This window comes from Mesorhizobium sp. WSM4806 (genome assembly GCF_055811635.1).
The window spans coordinates 23,109-41,051 of sequence record NZ_JBVVQZ010000007.1; the positions used below are offsets into that span (position 1 = coordinate 23,109).

Here is a 17,943-nt window from a genome sequence, read left to right on the forward strand (position 1 = left end):
CAGCAAGACGACCTGGCCTTCGTCCCCGGAAAGCTTGCGCACAAACAGACGAGTCCATGAGCATCGTGGCGCGGCGACTGTCCCAAAATCAGCGACTGAAGGGATGGAATGGACACCAAAGTCGTTTACAAAATCACGAAAGATTCTTGCGTGAAGCGCCGAAGGTATCCATGCCGCTCAAAGCCGATCTCGATGCCATCGACTGGAAGATTCTGCGCGAGCTTCAGCACGACGGGCGCATGACCAATGTCGAATTGTCCGGCCGCGTCGGCATTTCGGCGCCGCCATGCCTGCGTCGCGTCAGGCGGCTGGAAGAGACCGGCATCATCCGCGGCTATCGCGCCTTGCTCAATGCGCCGGCGCTCGGCCTGGACGTCGTCGCCTTTTGCCTCATCGGTCTGCATCACCAGGCCGATGCGGAGCTGAAAAGCTTCGCCGAACGCACCCGCGGCTGGCCGATCGTTCGCGACGCCTGGATGGTGTCGGGCGAATCCGACTTTTTGCTGCATTGCGTGGCGAGCGACCTCGGCGCCTTTCAGACCTTCGTCATCGAGGAACTGGCCTCGGCACCGAATGTCGACACGGTGCGGACGGCACTGACCATCCGTCGCGTCAAGGACGAGGGCCTGGTGGCTTTCAGCGAAGCGAGGCCTTAATCCCGGCCGCGCTCGGCGATGGCGTCGCAGAGTTTGCTGTGATCGTTATCGGTCGTCAGGTTACGCGTCCTGAACGCACCTTCGCCGGAAGTCCGATTGGATCTGCCGTTCACCAGCCAACCCTCGCAGAGCCCGGCTCGCCGTCCGGCTTCCATGTCATCGGCCTTATCGCCGACGATGATCGATCGGCTGATATCCACGCCCAGCAGATCGCGGGCGCGCAGGAGCATGCCCGGATTGGGCTTGCGCATCGGATGATCACCTGCCGCCAGTTCGCCCGTCCCGCTCGAATGGTAGGCGCAGGCGAGCACCAGATCGATCCGGCAATTCTGCGCTTCGAGAAGCGCCAGCAGCCGGGCATTGACCGCGGCGAACTCCGGCCAGCCGAAATAGCCGCGGGCTATGCCTGACTGGTTGGAGACCACGATTGCCGGAAGGCCGGCGATGTTGGTCGCTCGGATCACCGGCAGCATCTGCGGCCGCAGCGCGATGTCAGCCGGATCGCTGGGATAGCCGCTATCGACATTGATGGTGCCGTCGCGGTCGAGGAACAGCGCCGGCGTGCCAGCTGGAAAAACCGGGCCACTGATCCGCTCGACCCACAGGCCCGGCGCTTCGAGCGGGTAATCGGACCTCACGACCGGGCCGATGTCAGCCATCACAGAGGCGCGCTTCGACCATTTCGCACAGATGATGATAGAGGCACAGATGCCCCTGCTGGATGATCGGCGTCGAGGTCGAGGGCACGTTGAGCAGGATATCGGAGAGCGGCTTGAGCTTGCCGCCGCTGTCGCCGGTCAGGCTGATCACCGTCATGTCCATCATGCGCGCCTGTTCGGCGGCGGCGAGGATGCTGGGCGAGTTGCCGCTGGTCGAGATGGCGAGCAGCACGGCGCCCGCGGCGCCATGCGCCTCGACCTGGCGTGAAAACACCGTGTCGAAGCCGTAATCATTGCCCCAGGCTGTCAGCACCGCCGCATTTGCTGGCAGCGCGATGACGTTGTAGGCCTTGCGCTCCCTCAGGAAGCGGCCGACCAGTTCGCCGGCGATGTGAATGGCGTCGCTGGCCGAGCCGCCATTGCCGCAGATCAGCAGCGCCTTGCCCTGCGAAAGCGCGGCGACGACGGCGGTAACCGCCCGCTCCATCTCGCCGGTGAGGTCGCGCTCGACCATCGCGGTGATCGCGGCCGCCGAGCGGACCAGATAGTCGTTCAGTTCGGACATGAAAACCTCAGTTTGTGCTGCCGGCGCGCAACTTGCCGATGGTGCCGGTGGTGCTCTTGCCGGCGACGAGATCGACCAGCACGACGCGGCCGCCCGCCTTTTGCACGATTTCGGCGCCGACCACCTGATCGATCGTATAATCGGCGCCCTTGACCAGTATGTCGGGCTTCAGCGCCTCGATCAGCGCGAGCGGCGTGTCTTCCTCGAAGACGACGACGGCATCGACCGAGGCAAGCGCCGCCAGCACGCAGGCGCGATCATGCTCGTCGTTGACCGGGCGCCCCGGCCCTTTCAGCCGGCGCACCGAGGCATCGCTGTTGAGGCCGAGCACCAGCCGGTCGCACTGGCTGCGCGCCGCATGCAAAAGGCTGACATGGCCGGCATGAAGGATATCGAAGCAGCCATTGGTGAAACCGACGCTCAGGCCTTCGTCCTTCCACGTCGCCACCAGCCGTGCGGCGGCGGCGGCATCGAGGATTGCATCCTTGTGGGCAATCGGTCCATGCGAGCGAAACAGCGCCCCGGTGAGTTCCTCGACCGTCAGCCGTGCGGTGCCGCGCTTTCCCACCACCACGCCACCGGCCGCGTTGGCGATGGCCGCGGCAATGACGCGGTCGGCGCCCGCAGCCAGGGCCAACGCAAACGTAGCGATTACAGTGTCGCCGGCGCCGGAAACGTCGAACACCTCCCGCGCCTGCGTGGCAATGTGGCGGGCATCGTCGGCGTCGACGACGCTCATGCCTTTTTCGCTGCGCGTCGCGACGACGAACTCGAAGCCATGTGCCGAGATCAGCTCACGCGCCGCGGCGACGATCTCGTCATCGGCAAACACCGCGCGTCCGACCGCCTCGCCAAGTTCCTTGCGATTGGGGGTGATCGCCGTCGCCCCGGAGTAGCAAGCATAGTCGCGGCCCTTGGGATCGACCAGCACCGGCTTTCCCGCCTCGCGGCAGATCGAGATCAGCTCGCCGGCGACGCCGTCGAGCAACATGCCCTTGCCATAGTCGGACAGGATGACGATGTCGGCCTGCGCCAGCCCGGCGCGGAAAAGCCGGATCAGTGTCGCCCGCTCGGCGTCGCCCAGCGGCTTGATTTCCTCTTCGTCGAAGCGCAGCACCTGCTGGTTGAGCGCGCTGAAACGGCTTTTCGACGAGGTCATCCGGTTGGCGTCCTGCGCGAGACCGCCGGTGTCGACGCCAAGCCCGGCGAGCATGCGCATGAGATTGTCGCCGGCCGGATCGGCGCCGATCACCGAAACCGGTATCGCGGCAGCGCCGAGCGAGACGATGTTGGCGACGACATTGCCGGCGCCACCCATCGCCGAGGTTTCGCCACGCCCGCGCAGCACCGGAATGGGCGCTTCAGGCGAAATCCGCTCGATGACGCCGTTGACGAAACGGTCGAGGATGAAGTCGCCGACCACCAGCACGGTGACGTTGCCGAACCGCGAGATGGCGCGGTGAAGCGGTTCGGGAGAAGGCAGGTATTGCTCGCTCATGTCATCTTCGACGTGCAATGAGAGCCGGTCCCGATGCTGTGAAAATGCTGGACTGGCAGGGCTGGTCGTTCATGGCGAAGCCGATATACCGCAATTCGGCTCAGCGCAACGGCAGGCGCCGAACCGACCACAGCCAACGCCGGTTGGCGGATCAACTTTTCTGCAAAGCCACATGAACACCCAATCCGACCAGCACCGCGCCGCCCGCACGCCGCATCAGGCATTGCCCGCCGTTTGACGCCCACCCAACCGCCGGTTTGCGACCTGCTTTATCGACAGCCCGGCAAGCCTCCCCTATAAGGGCCGGAATCGGCACAAGATACCAGAGGCTTTCATGATCATCGTCACGGGCGGCGCCGGCATGATCGGCTCAAACATCGTCGCCGCGCTCAATGCCGAAGGGATCAGCGACATTCTCGTCGTCGACGACCTGACCGACGGCCACAAGATCGCCAATCTCGCCGACCTGCAGATCGCCGATTATCTCGACAAGGACGATTTCCTGCCGCGGATGGAGGCCGGCGACCTCGGCCGCATCGAGGCCGTTTTCCACCAGGGCGCCTGTTCGACCACCACCGAGTGGAACGGCAAGTTCATGATGGAGGTGAACTACGCCTATTCGAAGCGGCTGCTGCATGCCTGCCTGGCGCTGCGGCTGCCTTTCCTCTATGCCTCCTCGGCTTCCGTCTATGGCGGCGGCGCCGAGTTTCGCGAGGAGCCGCACTGCGAGCGCCCGCTCAATGTCTATGCCTATTCAAAGAAGCTGTTCGACGACTATGTCCGCCGCACCGTCTTCGAAACCGACCATTCGCCGGTGGCAGGCCTGCGTTACTTCAACGTCTATGGGCCACGCGAGGCGCACAAGGGCGCCATGGCCTCGGTCGCCTACCATCTGTTCAACCAGGTCGAGCAAGGCCACAACCCAAAGCTGTTCGGCGCCTATGACGGTTTCGGACCTGGCGAGCAGAGCCGCGACTTCATCCATGTCGGCGACGTTGCCGACATCAACCTGTGGTTGTGGAAACGCGGATCGAGCGGCATCTTCAACTGCGGCACCGGCCGAGCCCAGCCGTTCCGCGCCATTGCCGAAACGGTGATCGGCGCGCTCGGCAAAGGCGAGATCGAGTTCATCGACTTCCCCGATCACCTGAAGGGCAGCTACCAGAGTTTTACGCAAGCTGATATGTCCCGGTTGCGCGCCGCCGGTTACAATGGTCAGTTTCGCACAGTGGAAACCGGCGTCAGAGACTATGTCGAATGGCTGAAAGCCCAACGATCCTCGTGATCGGCCCACGCTGGGTGGGCGACATGGTGATGGCGCAGTGCCTGTTCTCGGCGCTGGGAGAGCTTCACCCGAACGCGGCGATCGACGTGCTGGCGCCGGCATGGGCGGCGCCACTGGTCAAGCGGATGCCCGAAATACGCCGGCAGGTCGATCTGCCGCTGAAATCCGGAGCGCTGGAATTCCGCATGCGAAGGCGCTTCGGCCGCCTGCTGCGCGGCCACTACGACATCGCCTATGTCATGCCTGGAAGCTGGAAGTCGGCGCTGGTCCCGTTCTTTGCCCGCATTCCGCGCCGTGTCGGCTACCTCAAGGAAATGCGCTATGGGCTGCTGACCGATATCGTAGCCTTGCCCGACGATGTGAAACGGCGCACGGCGCAGGCCTATTTCGGCCTCGCGCAAGGCGGCACGTTCCGTGCCCCCAAGCTCGCCGTCGACACGAAAAACCAGGCGGCATTGCTGGGCCGCTTCGGGCTGGAGGCGAAAAAATTCGTCGCGCTGATGCCGGGCGCCGAGTTCGGGCCGGCCAAACGCTGGCCGAGCGAACGCTATGCCGGCCTCGCCCGCGACATGATGGCCAAAGGTTTTGCGGTCGCGCTGTTCGGGTCGAAGAACGACGCCGACGTAACGGCGGAAATCGCCACGCTTGCACCTGATGTTGTCGACCTCGCCGGCCAGACGCGGCTGGAGGACGCCATCGACCTGATCGCCGCAGCCAGGCTTGCGGTGTCGAACGACAGTGGACTGATGCATGTCGCCGCCGCGGTCGGCACGCCGATCGTGGCCGTCTACGGCTCGACCTCGCCGCACAATACGCCGCCGCTCGCCGAGCAGCGCGAACTGGTCTGGCTCGGCCTGTCCTGTTCGCCCTGCCACCGGAAAATCTGCCCGCTCGGCCATCTCAACTGCCTGAACACGCTCGAGGTGGCGCAGGTCGGGGCAGCGGCGGAACGGCTGCTGGAAATGCCGGCCGCCGCATGAGGGTGCTCATCGTCAAGACATCTTCGATGGGTGACGTCATCCACAGCTTTCCAGCCGTCGAGGATGCGCGCCGCAAGCTGCCGGACGTGTCGTTCGACTGGTGTGTGGAAGAGGCTTTTGCCGGCATCGTGGCGTTGCATCCGGCGATCGCAACCATCCACACCGTGGCAATCAGGCGCTGGCGCACAAGCCCGCTCGGCCGCGGCACATGGCACGAGGCAGCGGGATTGCGCCGCGCCTTGCGGGATCGCCGCTACGATCTCGTCATCGACGCGCAAGGATTGCTGAAGTCGGCCGTGGTGGCGAAACAGGCCGCGGCGCCGATCGCCGGCTTCGACCGGTCGAGCGCTCGCGAGCCTTCGGCGACCTTGTTCTACGACCGCCGCTATGCTGTGCCGCGCGATCTGCACGCCATCGAACGCACAAGGCGGCTGTTCGGGCTGGCACTCGGCTATGAACCGGATTTTTCCGGGCTCGAGTCCGGCATCGTGCCGCCGGCCGTCGCTTGGACTTTTGTCGGCGGAAAAACCGCCTTCCTGCTGCACGGCACCAGCCGCGAAGACAAGAAATGGCCGGTCGGCGACTGGATCGAGACGGCCCGGCTTCTCGTCGAAAGAGGAATGACGCCGGTCACCACCTGGTCGAACGACAGGGAAAAGACGGTTGCCGAGGCGATCGCCCAAGCCGTTCCACAGACCGTGCTGGTGCCGAAATCACCGCTTGCCGAGATCGCCGCGATCATCGGCCGGTCGGTGCTGATCATCGGCGCCGATACCGGCCTTACCCACCTCGCCAGCGCCTTCGGCCTGCCGACCGTCGCGGTGTTTGTGGCGACAGAACCCGGCCTGACCGGCCCGCGCGGGCCGTTCTCGTCAACGCTGCTGGCCACGCCCGGCAGTCGTGTCGCGCCTGAGGAGGTGATAGCGGAAGCAGAGAAGCTGCTGGCGCTCAAATCGCAAGCACCGACGTAGGGCCTTTTAAGAATTCGCTCTGGCGAGTCGAATAGCGTGGTTTTCGAGAACCGGAGCGGAGCGTACTTAAAGTACGTGAGCTTCGCGCATGACCCCGAAAATCGGAATCGATTTTCGGAAAGGATCATGCACAAATCAAAAGTCCTACAGCGTCCTTTGCGCGTCCAAAAGACGCGCGGCGCTGTAGGAAGCGCAGAAAACCGCGCTAGTCGGCCGCCAGAGTAGAATTATCAAAAGGTCCTAAATGAACTGCACCTGGACGATCTCGTAGCCCCGCGCGCCGCCTGGCGCGTTGACCTCGATGGCATCGCCGACTTCCTTGCCGATCAGCGCCCGCGCGATCGGCGAGGAGATCGAGATGCGGCCGGACTTCACGTCCGCCTCCTGGTCGCCGACGATCTGGTAGGTCTTCTTCTCTTCCGTGTCCTCGTCGACCAGCACCACGGTCGCGCCGAACTTGACCTTTTCGCCGCTGAGCTTGGTGATGTCGATCACTTCGGCGCGGGCGATAAAATCCTCGAGCTCGTTGACGCGGCCCTCATTGAGACTCTGCGCCTCTTTCGCCGCGTGGTATTCCGCGTTTTCAGAGAGATCGCCGTGCGAGCGCGCTTCGGAGATTGCTTCGATGATGCGCGGCCGCTCTTCCTGCTGGCGCCAGCGCAGTTCTTCCTTCAATGACGCGAACCCCTCGCCTGTCATCGGGACCTTGTTCATAATGCCTGACCTTTCCTGCGGCCGCCCCCGCATTCCGGGAGCGACCTTGTCGATGGGTACAAAAAGAAAACGGTCCGGCAGCCTCGGGCTAACGGAACCGTGTCACCGCAATTTCCTCCAATATAGCAATCTTCGCGGGTTTTTCACGCCAAAAAATCGGTTTTGAAAAATTCGCCCGCCATTCGCGGAAATGCTGTCATGGCAGCCCGGCTGGCCGAGCGAGCGGCAATAAAAACCGGCTGCGATTGCTCACAGCCGGTGGTGAGGAAAAGTTCGGGCTTCTATTCAGCTCTTCATGAAACGGTCTATCTGCTCGGACAGCATGCCGTATTCACGAGATCCCTTGCCGATGCGTTTCTCGATCTCGCGGAGCTGTTCCCGGGCGCCGGCGAGATCGCCGATCTGCAGGTGCGCCTCGCCGAGATATTCGCGTACCAGCGTGTAATCAGGATCGATGCGCAGCGCTTCCTCATAATAGCCGAGACCGACGGTGACGCGTCCGGAATGGCGGTGAGAGTAGCCGAGGTAGTTGAGGATGCGAGGGTCTTTCTTGTCCGCAGCCAGGCTGAGCACGGCGATCGCCTCGTCATAGCGTCCTGCCATCGCCAGCGCGCGGCCGGCCTCATAGATGTTGTCGTCGTCCAGCATGCCGTGCTTGGGCGCGACGCACTTCTTCAGCTTCTTGTCCCAGACCTTGCCTTTCTTGCACTGTGTCGTCTGGCTGCCATCGCCACCGCCTCCACCTTCACCGGCCGAAAACGCCGGAACAGCAAACAGCGGCAGGGCGGCAACCGCCAGAACCTGGATCAGCAATCGTCTGCGCATCGAACTCTCCCTGAAGCATGACAATGCAAGACTAACGCCGGGCAAAAGCGGTTTCATCCCGGAAAAAAGCCACGGCCAGTGAAAGCCTTTTCAACGGCCCGCGCCAGTCGGAAAATGGAAGCGCCGAACAAAACGTGACGAGCGCTGCAAATCCGCTATCATCCAGCAAACGCCAACGGAGTATGCGGAGACGGCAAGTGCAGCGGCGCCTTGAAAAAGAATGGGAGCTTTCGATCGGTCCCGACACGGTGCGCCTGTTCATCCTCAAGGCGAAGGCGTTGAGCGCCGCCGTCAACGAAGACTATGCCGATGGCGCCGAGCACGAGGTAGAACTCGATAGCGAGGCGCATGACAACCATCACCATGACGGTCTCGTCGAGGAGCGTTCCGAGGACCTCACCGAAGAAGAGCTGCGCGAACTGATCAACGATCTCAATGTCGACGAGGCGGCCGAACTCGTCGCCCTCGCCTGGGTTGGACGCGGCGACTATGACGCCTCGGAATGGGCGGACGCGCTGACGGCCGCGCGCGAGCGCGCCAACAAGCGCACGGCGAAATATCTGCTCGGCATGCCGCTGTTGGCCGACTGGCTGGAGGAAGGGCTGGAAGCGATCGGTGCGTAACACCGCGGTCACTGTTTGTGATCGGCCAATGCCCTCGTTCAGGCAACTTCCGCATTCCCTCGCCGTTAAGGGCGAATGGCGGTGGTGATCTCTCCTACATCGATCAGAATGGCCGGATTGATCAGATTGGCGCTGCCTTTGGCGGCGGCGATGCTGTCCGCAGGAGCGGCCCTGGCCCAAGCTCCGGAACTGCCCGATAAGGTGCCCGTCCCGGAGCTCAATCAGTCGCAATCAGCGCAAGAAGCCGCGCCTGCCGACGTGCCGATCCCCGAGCCGCGCCCTGGGGATGCGCCAAAGCCTGATCAACCGGCGACCGACAAAATGGACCAGCAGAAGTCGGACCAGCATCAGCAAGCCCGGCCGCAGCCGCCGGCAGTCGCTCCGACGCCGACCGAAAACCCCGCCGAGGCAAAACCACCGGCCGCCGCGCCAAAACCACCGGATAAGCCGGCGCAGGCGCCGGAGAGAAAAATTCCTCCCGACCCGCGCTCGGCCGCTATGCCGCAGGAGAAAATGCCGGACGAGGAACTGGCCTGCCGCAGGCGGCTGAAGTCGATGGGCGTCGACTTCGAGGAACGCAAAGCCGAGCACGATGCGGCGGTCGGCTGCTCTGTCCCCTATCCGATCGCACTGAAGACGCTGGGCAAGTCATTGGATATCAACCCCGAATCCGAGTTGAACTGCCGGATGGCCGAGGCCGCCGCGCGCTTCGCCGCCGATATCGTCCAGCCGGCGGCCAAGGCCGAGCTCGGCGCCGAACTCAAGTCGGTCGGCCAGGCATCCGCCTTCGTCTGCCGCCACCGCAATGGCGGCGGGAAATTGTCGGAGCACGCCTTCGGCAACGCGCTCGACATCGCCAGCTTCACGCTTTCGGACGGCAGGAGGATCGACATCCGCCCGGCGCCGCCGGAAAAGGAGGCGAAATTCCTGAACGCAATACGCAAGGCAGCCTGCGGACCGTTCAAGACCGTGCTTGGCCCGGGCAGCGATGCCGATCATTCGCTGCATCTCCATCTCGATCTTGCACCGCGCCGCAACGGCGGCACCTTCTGCCAGTGATATGGTTGCGGACCGACGCGCCGCAATTTGGCCGCAGCCGTAAACGCAGCCGCTGATTTTTCCTTTACTGTTGGCGGGTAAGCTCCGTTTCATCTGATCATGACCCCGAAAAGTGGGATCCGGTTTTCGGAGAAAGATCATGATCAAACGATGACATGGAGCCTGATCGGCTCGGGGACCGGGAACCTGCCAATGGCCGGGGTATTTCGCGCCGCGTCTGTAGCCGTGCGGCAAGTGAGACGCGCGCGCATGATTGCCGGCGGGCTTGCCATCGCAGCGGTCTCGGCCTGCACCACCGGCAGCGTGCTTTCCCTGGAACCGGCCGTCGATGTCGGCAGCCAGACATCAGCTGTCCCAGAATACGCTGGCCAGAAATACGCTGGAATGCAGCGCCTCGTCCCGTCCAACCCCTACATGACCGCTGCCTATCCGCGCATGGACGAGCCGATGGCGCCGACCGAACAGATGCCGGCCAGCGAGGTCGAGTGCCGCAGGGATTTGAAGCGCCTGGGCGTCGTCTACAGCGACCTTGCGCCGATCCGCGAAGGCCAGTGCGGCATCAACTACCCGGTCAAGATCTCGGCCATCGGCCGCATCGGAATGAAGCCGGCCGCGACGCTGACCTGCGACATGGCCGCCACCTTCGCCGGCTGGGCCAGGAATGAACTGGTCCCGTCCGCCCGCTGGCGTTATTTCTCCGGCGTCAGGACCATTCGCCAGGGCTCGAGCTATTCCTGCCGCAGGATCGCCGGCGAAGGCACGCTGTCGGAGCACGGCAAGGGCAACGCGCTCGACGTCATGAGCATCGAGCTTAGCAATGGCAAGCAGATCGACGTGCGCAAGCCCGGCCTGTTCGCCTTCCGCACCCGCGGCTTCCTCAACACTGTGCGCGCCGACGGCTGCCAGTATTTCACCACCGTGCTCGGTCCCGGCTACAATTACGACCACCGCAACCATTTCCATTTCGACATCAAGAACCGCAAGAACGGCTACCGCGCCTGCCGCTGAGCCCGAGCGCGTGCCCACTGCCCAAGGTGTGCGCCGCCGCGTAGAATGACGTCACATAAGGTGATGTCATATCACCACGGTGGTGTCGCATGAGCCGACGAAGCCTTCGACGACGCGCAACGATCTGGCTGGTGGCGTTCTGTGCCGGCTATCTCGTGCTCGCCTATTTCGCCGCGCCGGAATTCTGGACCCTGCGCGACCGCAATTTCCGCACGCAGCGCTTCGAGATGGTGACGCACACGCCGCAAGGCATCGCGGGCGATCCGATCAATGTCGGCCTCGTCGGCACCAAAAAAGAGCTGGTCCATGCCTTCGCCGTCGCCGGATGGGACACCGCCGACGCTCTCACGCTGGAGACGGCGATCGAGATCGGCGAAAGCGTGCTGTTCGATCGGCCCTATCCCGACGCGCCGGTCAGCCGGCTGTTGTTCGAAGGCCGTGCACAGGATCTGGCCTTCGAGAAGCCGGTCGGCGACAGTGCCGACCGGCGCCATCACGTCCGCTTCTGGCAGACCGATGCGACTGGAGACGATGGCCGGCCGCTCTGGCTGGGTGCGGCAAGCTACGATCGCGGCGTCGGCCTCAGCCACGACACCGGCCAGATCACCCACCATATCGGTCCCGACATCGACGCCGAGCGCGACTTCCTGATCCGCGACCTGTCTGCCGCTGGCATGCTGATCTCGACCAGCGAGATATCGGGCATCGGTGCGACAAAGACCGGGCGCAATGGCGGCGGCGATCCCTATTTCACCGATGGCAAGGCGGTGGTTGGCCTGCTGCGGCAGCTGCCGTAGGCACAAGACGAAGAGACGGTCCTGTCGGACTGTCTCCTCGAAGACGTCGTCATGCACGCCATCTGGCCGGTGACGCGCAGCCTGACGCCAAAAGTCCGTGTCGTCGTCGACGCCCTGATCGAGCATTTTTCGTCGCCGCCATGGGATGCCGCATGAGATGGTGCGCCCGCCGGCATGAAAAATGACGGCCGTCTATTTTCGAAGACCGCGCCGCAATGCTATTGACCGCGCATGCTTTACGCTGAAATCGCTATCGTGGTCGTCCTCATCTGCGTGAACGGCCTTTTGGCAATGTCCGAGCTTGCCATCGTCTCGTCACGGCCGGCCCGCCTCAAGGCGATGATCGACCGCAACGTCACCGGCGCCGGACGCGCCTTGGCGCTCGGCTCCAATCCAGGCAAATTCCTGTCGTCGGTGCAGATCGGCATCACCCTAGTCGGTGTTTTGTCCGGCGCCTTTTCCGGCGCCACGCTCGGCGAGCGGCTGTCCGTGTTCCTGGCATCGACCGGCATCCGCGAAAGCCTTGCCGACCCGATCGGAGTCGGCATCGTCGTCGCCCTCATCACCTACTTCTCGCTGATCATCGGCGAACTGGTACCCAAGCAGATCGCGCTGCGCGATCCCGAACGCGTCGCCGCCAGGGTTGCTCCGGCGATGACCATCCTCGCCACCGTTTCGGCGCCGCTGGTCTTCCTGCTCGACATTTCCGGCCGCGCCATGCTGTGGCTGCTTGGCCAGCGCGGTGAAAGCGAGGAGAAGGTCACCGACGAGGAGATCAAGATGCTGGTCGCCGAGGCCGAGCATCACGGCACCATCGAATCGGACGAGCGGCGCATGATCGCCGGCGTCATGCGGCTCGGCGACCGCGCCGTCCGCGCGGTGATGACGCCGCGCACCGAGGTCGACTGGATCAACCTGCAGTCCGACGACGCGGCGACCCGCAAGCTCTTGATGGAGACCCAGCATTCGCGCCTGCCAGCCGGCGATGGCGGCGTCGACGCCATGATCGGCGTCGTCCAGACCCGCGACGTGCTGGCCGCGATGCTCGGCGGTCGCGCGCTCGACCCGCGCCGGCATGTGCGCACCGCTCCCATCGTCCATGACCAGGCCGACGCGCTGGATGTCCTTTCGACGCTCAAGGAATCCAACGTGCCGATGGCACTGGTCCATGACGAATACGGCCATTTCGAAGGCATCGTCACCCCGGCTGACATACTGGAAGCCATCACCGGCGTGTTCCGGGCGGACCTCGACGCCGGCGACGAGGAAAACGCCGTCAAGCGTGACGACGGCTCATGGCTGCTCGCCGGCTACATGCAGGCCGACGAGATGGCGGACGTGCTCGGCATCGACCTGCCCGAGAACCGCGACTACGAGACTGTCGCCGGTTACGTGCTGGCACATCTGCACCATCTGCCGACGACCGGCGAATGCGTCGATGCGCAGGGCTGGCGCTTCGAGGTCGTCGACCTCGACGGCCGCCGCATCGACAAGCTCATCGCCACCCGCCTGCCAGGCGGCCATCGCGAAATCGTGCGGTAGCAGGGTTGCAAGACAATCGCTTCTGGTTTGCGCTGCCCCTCATCCGCCTGCCGGCACCTTCTCCCCGTATAATGACGGGGCGAAGGGGCTGGCCGCAACGTCGGCGCCCTTTCTGCAACGCTGGAGATTGGCGAAATCCTTTGCGAAGGCGTCCTTCTCCCCGTCACTAAACGGGGAGAAATGCCCGGCAGGGCAATGAGGAGCAGCGCAAACGTGGCAAGTCGGTCCTGGATCGCGAGCGGTTGCTCAAGGCCGCTGCGTTCGCTCAATAAAGTCGGTCATCAACGCGGCTGCCGCCTCGGCGTGGGTTTCGAGCAGGAAGTGGCCGCAGTCGAAGATGTGCGCTTCCATGCGTGGCAGGTCTTGCATCCACGACAGTGTTTCGGCGATGTCGAAGAACGGGTCGTGGCGGCCCCACAGCATGAGCGCCGGCGGTTGCCGCTTTTCGATATAGTCGGCGATGAGACTGAAGCGCGCGGCATGGTTGGCGTAGTCGGCGAGGAGCGCGCGTTGTGTTTCCATGCCGCCAGGCTGATTCATCACCCTCCAGTCCTCGATCCAGGGTTCGCCTTTGATCCGAGCGGCGACATCCTCCGGCAAGCCGCCCAAATATTGCTCGCGGGTGCCTTCCAAGGTCAAAAACGCGGTAGCCTCCCGTTCGTTCTCTTCCGTCGGGTTTGACCAGAACTCGAATGTGGCTTGCCATTGCGGTCCGAACCCCGTGCGGTGGGCGTTGGCGCTCTGAACGATGAGGCCGCAGACGAGGTCGGGGGATTGCATGGCGATCTGGAGACCCACAGGCGCGCCCCAATCGTGCAGGTAGATGAAGCGCCGATCGATCGCGAGATGCCTTAGAAGCTCCTGGATTGCGCCGCTGAACGTTTCGAACGAGGGCGCGGGCAACGGCGCCGATTGGCCGTAGCCAGGCAAGTCGGGGGCGATCACGAAGGCGACGCGCGCAAGGCCGGGAATGATGCCCTGGAAGGTGCGCGACGAGCTCGGGAAGCCGTGCAGGAGCAGCAGCGCGGGCTTGGACGCATCACCCGCGGTGATGAAGCAAAGCTCGGTCCCGCCGGACAGGCGCAGCCGCTGTTGCGTGGGGGATGTCATGCCTGCACTCCTCGCACTGCTCCGGGATGGGCTCGATCAGGGTGCATCTCCTGTGTTCGCTTGATGAACTCGACCATCAGGGAGAGTGCTGGTTCGGCGTGCGTCTCGAGCAGGAAGTGCCCGCCGTCGAAAACATGCGCTTCCATACGCGGCAGATCCTGCATCCAGGACAGCGTTTCGGCGATATCGAAATAGGGGTCGTGACGGCCCCAAAGCATGAGCGCCGGCGGTTGCCATTGCTTCAAATAGGCGGCGATCGTATCGAAACGCCCGGCATGGCTTTTGTAGTCGCCGATAAGCGCGCGGTGGGTCTCCATGCGGCCGGGAAGATTCATCACCCTCCAGTCCTCGACCCAGGGGTCGCCCCTCATCGTGGCGGCGACATCCTCTGGCAGGCCGCCGGTATATTGCTCGCGCGTGAACTCAAAGGTCAGGTCGGGGGTCGCGGCCGCTTCGTTCTCCTTTGTCGGTTCTGACCAGAATTTCAACACGGCGTCCCAGACAGGACCGAAGCCGGTTCGATGCGCGTTTGCGTTCTGGATGATGAGACCCGAAACCAGCTCGGGCGCTTGCGTGGCGATCTGCAGACCCACGGCGGCGCCCCAATCATGAATGTGGATGAAGCGGCGCCCGATCGCGAGGTGGGTCAGCAATTCGGAAATCGCCTCGCTGATCGCGGCGAAGGAGGGGGTCGGCGGGACGTCGGACTGGCCATGGCCCGGGAGGTCGGGCGCGATCACATAGGCTGCGTCCGCCAATCCGGGAATCACATCGCGGAATGCATTTGCGGAGCTGGGAAACCCATGCAGGAGGAGCAAAGCGGGGTTGGATGGATCGCCCGCAGTGACGTAGGCAAGCTCGGTTCCACCGGAGAGACGCATTTGGCGTGAGGCAGGCAGTCTCATGTTCAGGATTCCCTTTTTGCCGTCCGGAATTGGAGTTAAGCCCAAACCAGTGGCGCGAGTTCCGCATGTCGCCGACAGCGTTGGCCGGCGAGACGCGGGGGTTTTGCGGCCGAAACGTCCCCCAAAAAGCGGCTGGAAACCCGTGATCCACCCCTGTTTCGGATTCGCCACTCGGCCGAGGATCAGCGGCCGGCTGGTGTTGCGAAAACGCGCTCTATCGCCGTCGCCAGGGCGGTCGTGCCGCGCCGGTGCTCGCTGCTGTCCTGGCGCGTGAACAGGCCGTTGGCGATTCCCTCATACATACCGAGCAGCGCATCTGCCACCTCGCCCGGCACGCCTTGCCCGGCAAGCAGCGCGGCACGCTCCTGCGGCGCAACAAGAACAGGGGTTACCGGCCGGCCGAGAGCTTCGGCGAAGGCCGATGCCACGTCGCCGGCGCTCCAGTCTTCCGGTCCGCCCAGCTCCACGACCCGCTTGCCGGTCCATTCCTCGCGCAGCACGGTCGCTGCCGCGCGCCCGACATCGATCGTGCTCACCATCGGGATTTTCTGCGACGGCTCGATAAAGGTCGGCAGTATGCTTTGCGACAGGACCGGTTGCGCCACCTCGCTCCAGGTTTCGACAAAATACCCCGACCGCAGGAAAGCGGTGACCGGCGCCACGCTGTCGAGCAGCGCCTCGAAGCGGTTGAGGGTGGCGATGACGCCGGTGCCGGAGGTATGCTGCGCTCCGATGGACGACAGGACGACGGCCTTTGGCAGACCTGCACGCCGTGCCGCATCGGCAAGCGCGGCGCCGATTTCTTCCGTGCGCTGATAGGGATCACCGCTCACCGGCGGCGGGTTGAGCAGCAACGCGGCCCGCGCGCCGGTCAGCGCATCGGCCATGGCGCCGGCATCCTCCATGCTTGCGACCGCCACCTCGGCGCCGAGGGACGTCCATTTTTCGCCCTGTTCCTGGCGACGCAGGACGACGCGCACGGCTTCGCCGCCTGCGATCAGGGCGCGCGCGACCTCGCCGCCGGCCCGTCCGTTTGCTCCAAGCACGACATACATCACTTCTTCTCCTTCTGCTCGCCTGACCTTCATCCGGCCTGACCTTCATCTCGATTGACCTTCATCTCGCTTGACGGGGGAACGATAGGCGCAGGCATTTCATGCGTCCAATGCATGGTGTATATAGTCGTCATGCGCGAAGTGGATTTACGCCGGATCGACCTGAACCTGCTGGTGGCGCTCGAAGCGTTGCTGGACGAGAAGAACGTCACCCGTGCCGCAAGCCGGCTCGGCATGAGCCAGCCCGCCGCGAGCCGAGCGCTCGGCCGATTGCGCGCGCTGTTTTCGGATGCGCTGCTGGTCGATGGACCGGGCGGCTACGTCCTCAGCGCCCGTGCGGAAGAGGTGCGCCCGGTGCTGCGCGGCATCTTGGCGGGTGTGCGAGAGATGGTCGAGGCCAACGCGTTCGATCCCGCCACCGCCACCGGCCGGATCCGGCTGCTGATGCCCGATCTCCAGGCGGCCGTGCTGGCGCCGCATCTGCTCGCCCGCCTTGGACGCGAGGCGCCGTCCCTCGATCTCGATATCGTCGCGCTGGGCACGGACGCAGTCGAAGCGCTGCAGCAGGGTATCGCGGATGCGATGGTGGCGCTGGTCGACGAAGCCCCGGCCGGCATCCGTCGGCGCGGCCTCTATGACGAGACGCTCGTGACGCTGATGCGCGCGGAGCACCCGGCGCTCGCCCGAAAGCTGACGCTCGAGCGTTTCCTGGCGCTTGAGCATATCGTGGTGAGCGTCACCGGCGTCGGGCCTGCGCCTGTCGACGAGGTGCTTGCCCGCATCGGGCGAACGCGGCGGGTGAAGCTGCGCGTGCCGAACTTCTTCGCGGCGCTCGAGATCGCCGCCCGCTCCGACCTCATCATGACCCTGCCTTCGAGCCTGGCGCGAGCGGCCGCCAACATGAAGCGCTTCGTATCGTTGCCGCCGCCCCTCGATCTTGGCAGCTTCACGATGAGCCTTGTCTGGCACGCGCGCCAGCAGGACGCGCCCAGGCACATATGGTTGAGACGTGCCATTGTCGCGGCGGCGGCGGACATGTCGTCGGCGATCGATGTTGGAAACTGAGGCCGCAAGGCGGCTCTCTGGAGCACAACGCCTCGAGCCGACCGGCGTTCAGGAAAGATGCTCTAGAAGGATCTCAACCGAAGCCCAGGTTCGGCGCTTGCGTTTCCGCCTGCTCGGGTGCCTTTAGTCACGGTCGGCCCCCTCCGCCTGCCAGAGCTGGATCGGGTTGCCCTCCGGATCTGCAAGCCGGGCGAACCAACCATTAGGGTAATGTTCGGTGTCGACCTCAACCGCAATTCCGGCTGCCGTGAGCTGTGCGACCATGGCCTGGAGGTCGCGCACGCGGAAATTGATCATCCACGGCTGGTCGGCGCGACCGAAATAGTCACTATCCGCAGCAAACGGTGCGAAGACGGTTGCGCCCTGCTGTTGCTCCCACGAGCGTTGATCGTAGCTTTCTGGCGGCAGCGCCACGCCGAGATGGTCGGCATACCATCGAGCGAGCGCATCGGGCTCCTTCGCTCTGAAGAAGAAGCCACCGATGCCGAGCACCTTTTCCATTGTATCTCCTTACCGACCCGATCGCGGTGATGACCGGCCCAATCCATATACGCGATGTCAGGCGCTGCAGGGCTTCTTGGTTCAAAACGACTGACAATGCCGCTCTTTGGAGAGCTGAAGGCGCC

The 17,943-nt window shown here is 64.1% G+C and carries 19 protein-coding genes and 1 pseudogene; 10 read left to right on the forward strand and 10 right to left on the reverse strand.

The genetic code is table 11. The features are described from left to right. The first annotated feature begins 170 nt into the window (after positions 1-170). A complete protein-coding gene (locus AC0L2M_RS12625; protein WP_287172536.1) occupies positions 171-656 on the forward strand; it encodes an Lrp/AsnC family transcriptional regulator in 486 nt (161 codons plus the stop codon). Here the strand turns inward: AC0L2M_RS12625 and AC0L2M_RS12630 are convergent. From AC0L2M_RS12630 to AC0L2M_RS12645, 4 genes and pseudogenes are all read right to left on the reverse strand, one after another. After that, complete coding sequence (locus AC0L2M_RS12630) at positions 653-1,315, reverse strand: D-glycero-alpha-D-manno-heptose-1,7-bisphosphate 7-phosphatase (RefSeq protein ID WP_473535032.1); 663 nt, start codon at positions 1,313-1,315, stop codon at positions 653-655. The two genes, AC0L2M_RS12625 and AC0L2M_RS12630, sit on opposite strands and share 4 nt — an antisense overlap. After that, entirely contained in the window at positions 1,308-1,880 is a 573-nt protein-coding gene (locus AC0L2M_RS12635; RefSeq protein ID WP_473535033.1) for a D-sedoheptulose-7-phosphate isomerase, read from the reverse strand. The genes AC0L2M_RS12630 and AC0L2M_RS12635 overlap by 8 nt, the downstream gene beginning before the upstream one ends. A gap of 7 nt (positions 1,881-1,887) precedes the next feature. Next, a complete protein-coding gene (rfaE1, locus tag AC0L2M_RS12640) occupies positions 1,888-3,378 on the reverse strand; it encodes a D-glycero-beta-D-manno-heptose-7-phosphate kinase (protein WP_473535034.1) in 1,491 nt (496 codons plus the stop codon). A 151-nt stretch (positions 3,379-3,529) separates the two neighbouring features. Further along, positions 3,530-3,616: pseudogene (locus tag AC0L2M_RS12645) on the reverse strand (LysE family translocator); the annotation flags it as partial. 96 nt (positions 3,617-3,712) lie between these two features. Between AC0L2M_RS12645 and rfaD the strand changes: the two are divergent. The 3 genes from rfaD to waaC are packed head-to-tail and all read left to right on the forward strand — an operon-like array spanning position 3,713 to position 6,614. After that, positions 3,713-4,663 carry an ADP-glyceromanno-heptose 6-epimerase gene (gene rfaD, locus AC0L2M_RS12650; RefSeq protein ID WP_473535035.1) on the forward strand — a complete coding sequence of 317 codons (951 nt, stop codon included), beginning with the start codon at positions 3,713-3,715 and terminating at the stop codon, positions 4,661-4,663. Continuing rightward, positions 4,636-5,643, forward strand: coding sequence for a lipopolysaccharide heptosyltransferase II (gene waaF / locus AC0L2M_RS12655; protein ID WP_473535036.1), 1,008 nt, complete (start codon positions 4,636-4,638; stop codon positions 5,641-5,643). The genes rfaD and waaF overlap by 28 nt, the downstream gene beginning before the upstream one ends. Next, positions 5,640-6,614 carry a lipopolysaccharide heptosyltransferase I gene (gene waaC, locus AC0L2M_RS12660; RefSeq protein ID WP_473535037.1) on the forward strand — a complete coding sequence of 325 codons (975 nt, stop codon included), beginning with the start codon at positions 5,640-5,642 and terminating at the stop codon, positions 6,612-6,614. Before waaF ends, waaC begins: the two co-directional genes overlap by 4 nt. Positions 6,615-6,854: 240 nt before the next feature. Here the strand turns inward: waaC and greA are convergent, their stop codons facing one another. Continuing rightward, positions 6,855-7,328 carry a transcription elongation factor GreA gene (gene greA / locus AC0L2M_RS12665; protein WP_023799806.1) on the reverse strand — a complete coding sequence of 158 codons (474 nt, stop codon included), beginning with the start codon at positions 7,326-7,328 and terminating at the stop codon, positions 6,855-6,857. 285 nt (positions 7,329-7,613) lie between these two features. After that, entirely contained in the window at positions 7,614-8,153 is a 540-nt protein-coding gene (locus tag AC0L2M_RS12670; RefSeq protein ID WP_419694369.1) for a tetratricopeptide repeat protein, read from the reverse strand. Positions 8,154-8,350: 197 nt separating this feature from the next. On the opposite strand from AC0L2M_RS12670, the gene AC0L2M_RS12675 reads away from it, so the two are divergent. From AC0L2M_RS12675 to AC0L2M_RS12695, 5 genes are all read left to right on the forward strand, one after another. After that, the gene (locus AC0L2M_RS12675) at positions 8,351-8,776 is read left to right on the forward strand and encodes a DUF3775 domain-containing protein (protein WP_023799808.1); all 426 of its coding nucleotides are present in this window, start codon (positions 8,351-8,353) and stop codon (positions 8,774-8,776) included. Between the two features lie 108 nt (positions 8,777-8,884). Continuing rightward, on the forward strand, positions 8,885-9,835 hold the full coding sequence (locus AC0L2M_RS12680; RefSeq protein ID WP_023799809.1) for an extensin-like domain-containing protein: 951 nt from the start codon (positions 8,885-8,887) through the stop codon (positions 9,833-9,835). A 192-nt stretch (positions 9,836-10,027) separates the two neighbouring features. Beyond that, a complete protein-coding gene (locus AC0L2M_RS12685; protein ID WP_473535038.1) occupies positions 10,028-10,843 on the forward strand; it encodes an extensin-like domain-containing protein in 816 nt (271 codons plus the stop codon). An 89-nt stretch (positions 10,844-10,932) separates the two neighbouring features. Beyond that, a complete protein-coding gene (locus tag AC0L2M_RS12690) occupies positions 10,933-11,640 on the forward strand; it encodes an LssY C-terminal domain-containing protein (RefSeq protein WP_031255203.1) in 708 nt (235 codons plus the stop codon). Between the two features lie 231 nt (positions 11,641-11,871). After that, positions 11,872-13,182 carry a hemolysin family protein gene (locus AC0L2M_RS12695; RefSeq protein ID WP_023799813.1) on the forward strand — a complete coding sequence of 437 codons (1,311 nt, stop codon included), beginning with the start codon at positions 11,872-11,874 and terminating at the stop codon, positions 13,180-13,182. A 246-nt stretch (positions 13,183-13,428) separates the two neighbouring features. Here the strand turns inward: AC0L2M_RS12695 and AC0L2M_RS12700 are convergent, their stop codons facing one another. Genes AC0L2M_RS12700 through AC0L2M_RS12710 form a run of 3 tightly spaced genes read right to left on the reverse strand, consistent with a single transcriptional unit; the run spans position 13,429 to position 16,252 of the window. Continuing rightward, entirely contained in the window at positions 13,429-14,292 is an 864-nt protein-coding gene (locus AC0L2M_RS12700) for an alpha/beta fold hydrolase (RefSeq protein ID WP_473535039.1), read from the reverse strand. Next, the gene (locus tag AC0L2M_RS12705) at positions 14,289-15,368 is read right to left on the reverse strand and encodes an alpha/beta fold hydrolase (RefSeq protein WP_473535040.1); all 1,080 of its coding nucleotides are present in this window, start codon (positions 15,366-15,368) and stop codon (positions 14,289-14,291) included. The genes AC0L2M_RS12700 and AC0L2M_RS12705 overlap by 4 nt, the downstream gene beginning before the upstream one ends. A gap of 11 nt (positions 15,369-15,379) precedes the next feature. Continuing rightward, complete coding sequence (locus AC0L2M_RS12710) at positions 15,380-16,252, reverse strand: NmrA family NAD(P)-binding protein (protein ID WP_473535041.1); 873 nt, start codon at positions 16,250-16,252, stop codon at positions 15,380-15,382. 132 nt (positions 16,253-16,384) lie between these two features. Here AC0L2M_RS12710 and AC0L2M_RS12715 point away from each other — a divergent pair, with 132 nt between their 5' ends. Next, positions 16,385-17,317, forward strand: coding sequence for a LysR family transcriptional regulator (locus tag AC0L2M_RS12715; RefSeq protein ID WP_031255208.1), 933 nt, complete (start codon positions 16,385-16,387; stop codon positions 17,315-17,317). Between the two features lie 123 nt (positions 17,318-17,440). Here the strand turns inward: AC0L2M_RS12715 and AC0L2M_RS12720 are convergent, their stop codons facing one another. Continuing rightward, entirely contained in the window at positions 17,441-17,818 is a 378-nt protein-coding gene (locus AC0L2M_RS12720; protein ID WP_128169596.1) for a VOC family protein, read from the reverse strand. Between the last annotated feature and the right edge of the window lie 125 nt (positions 17,819-17,943).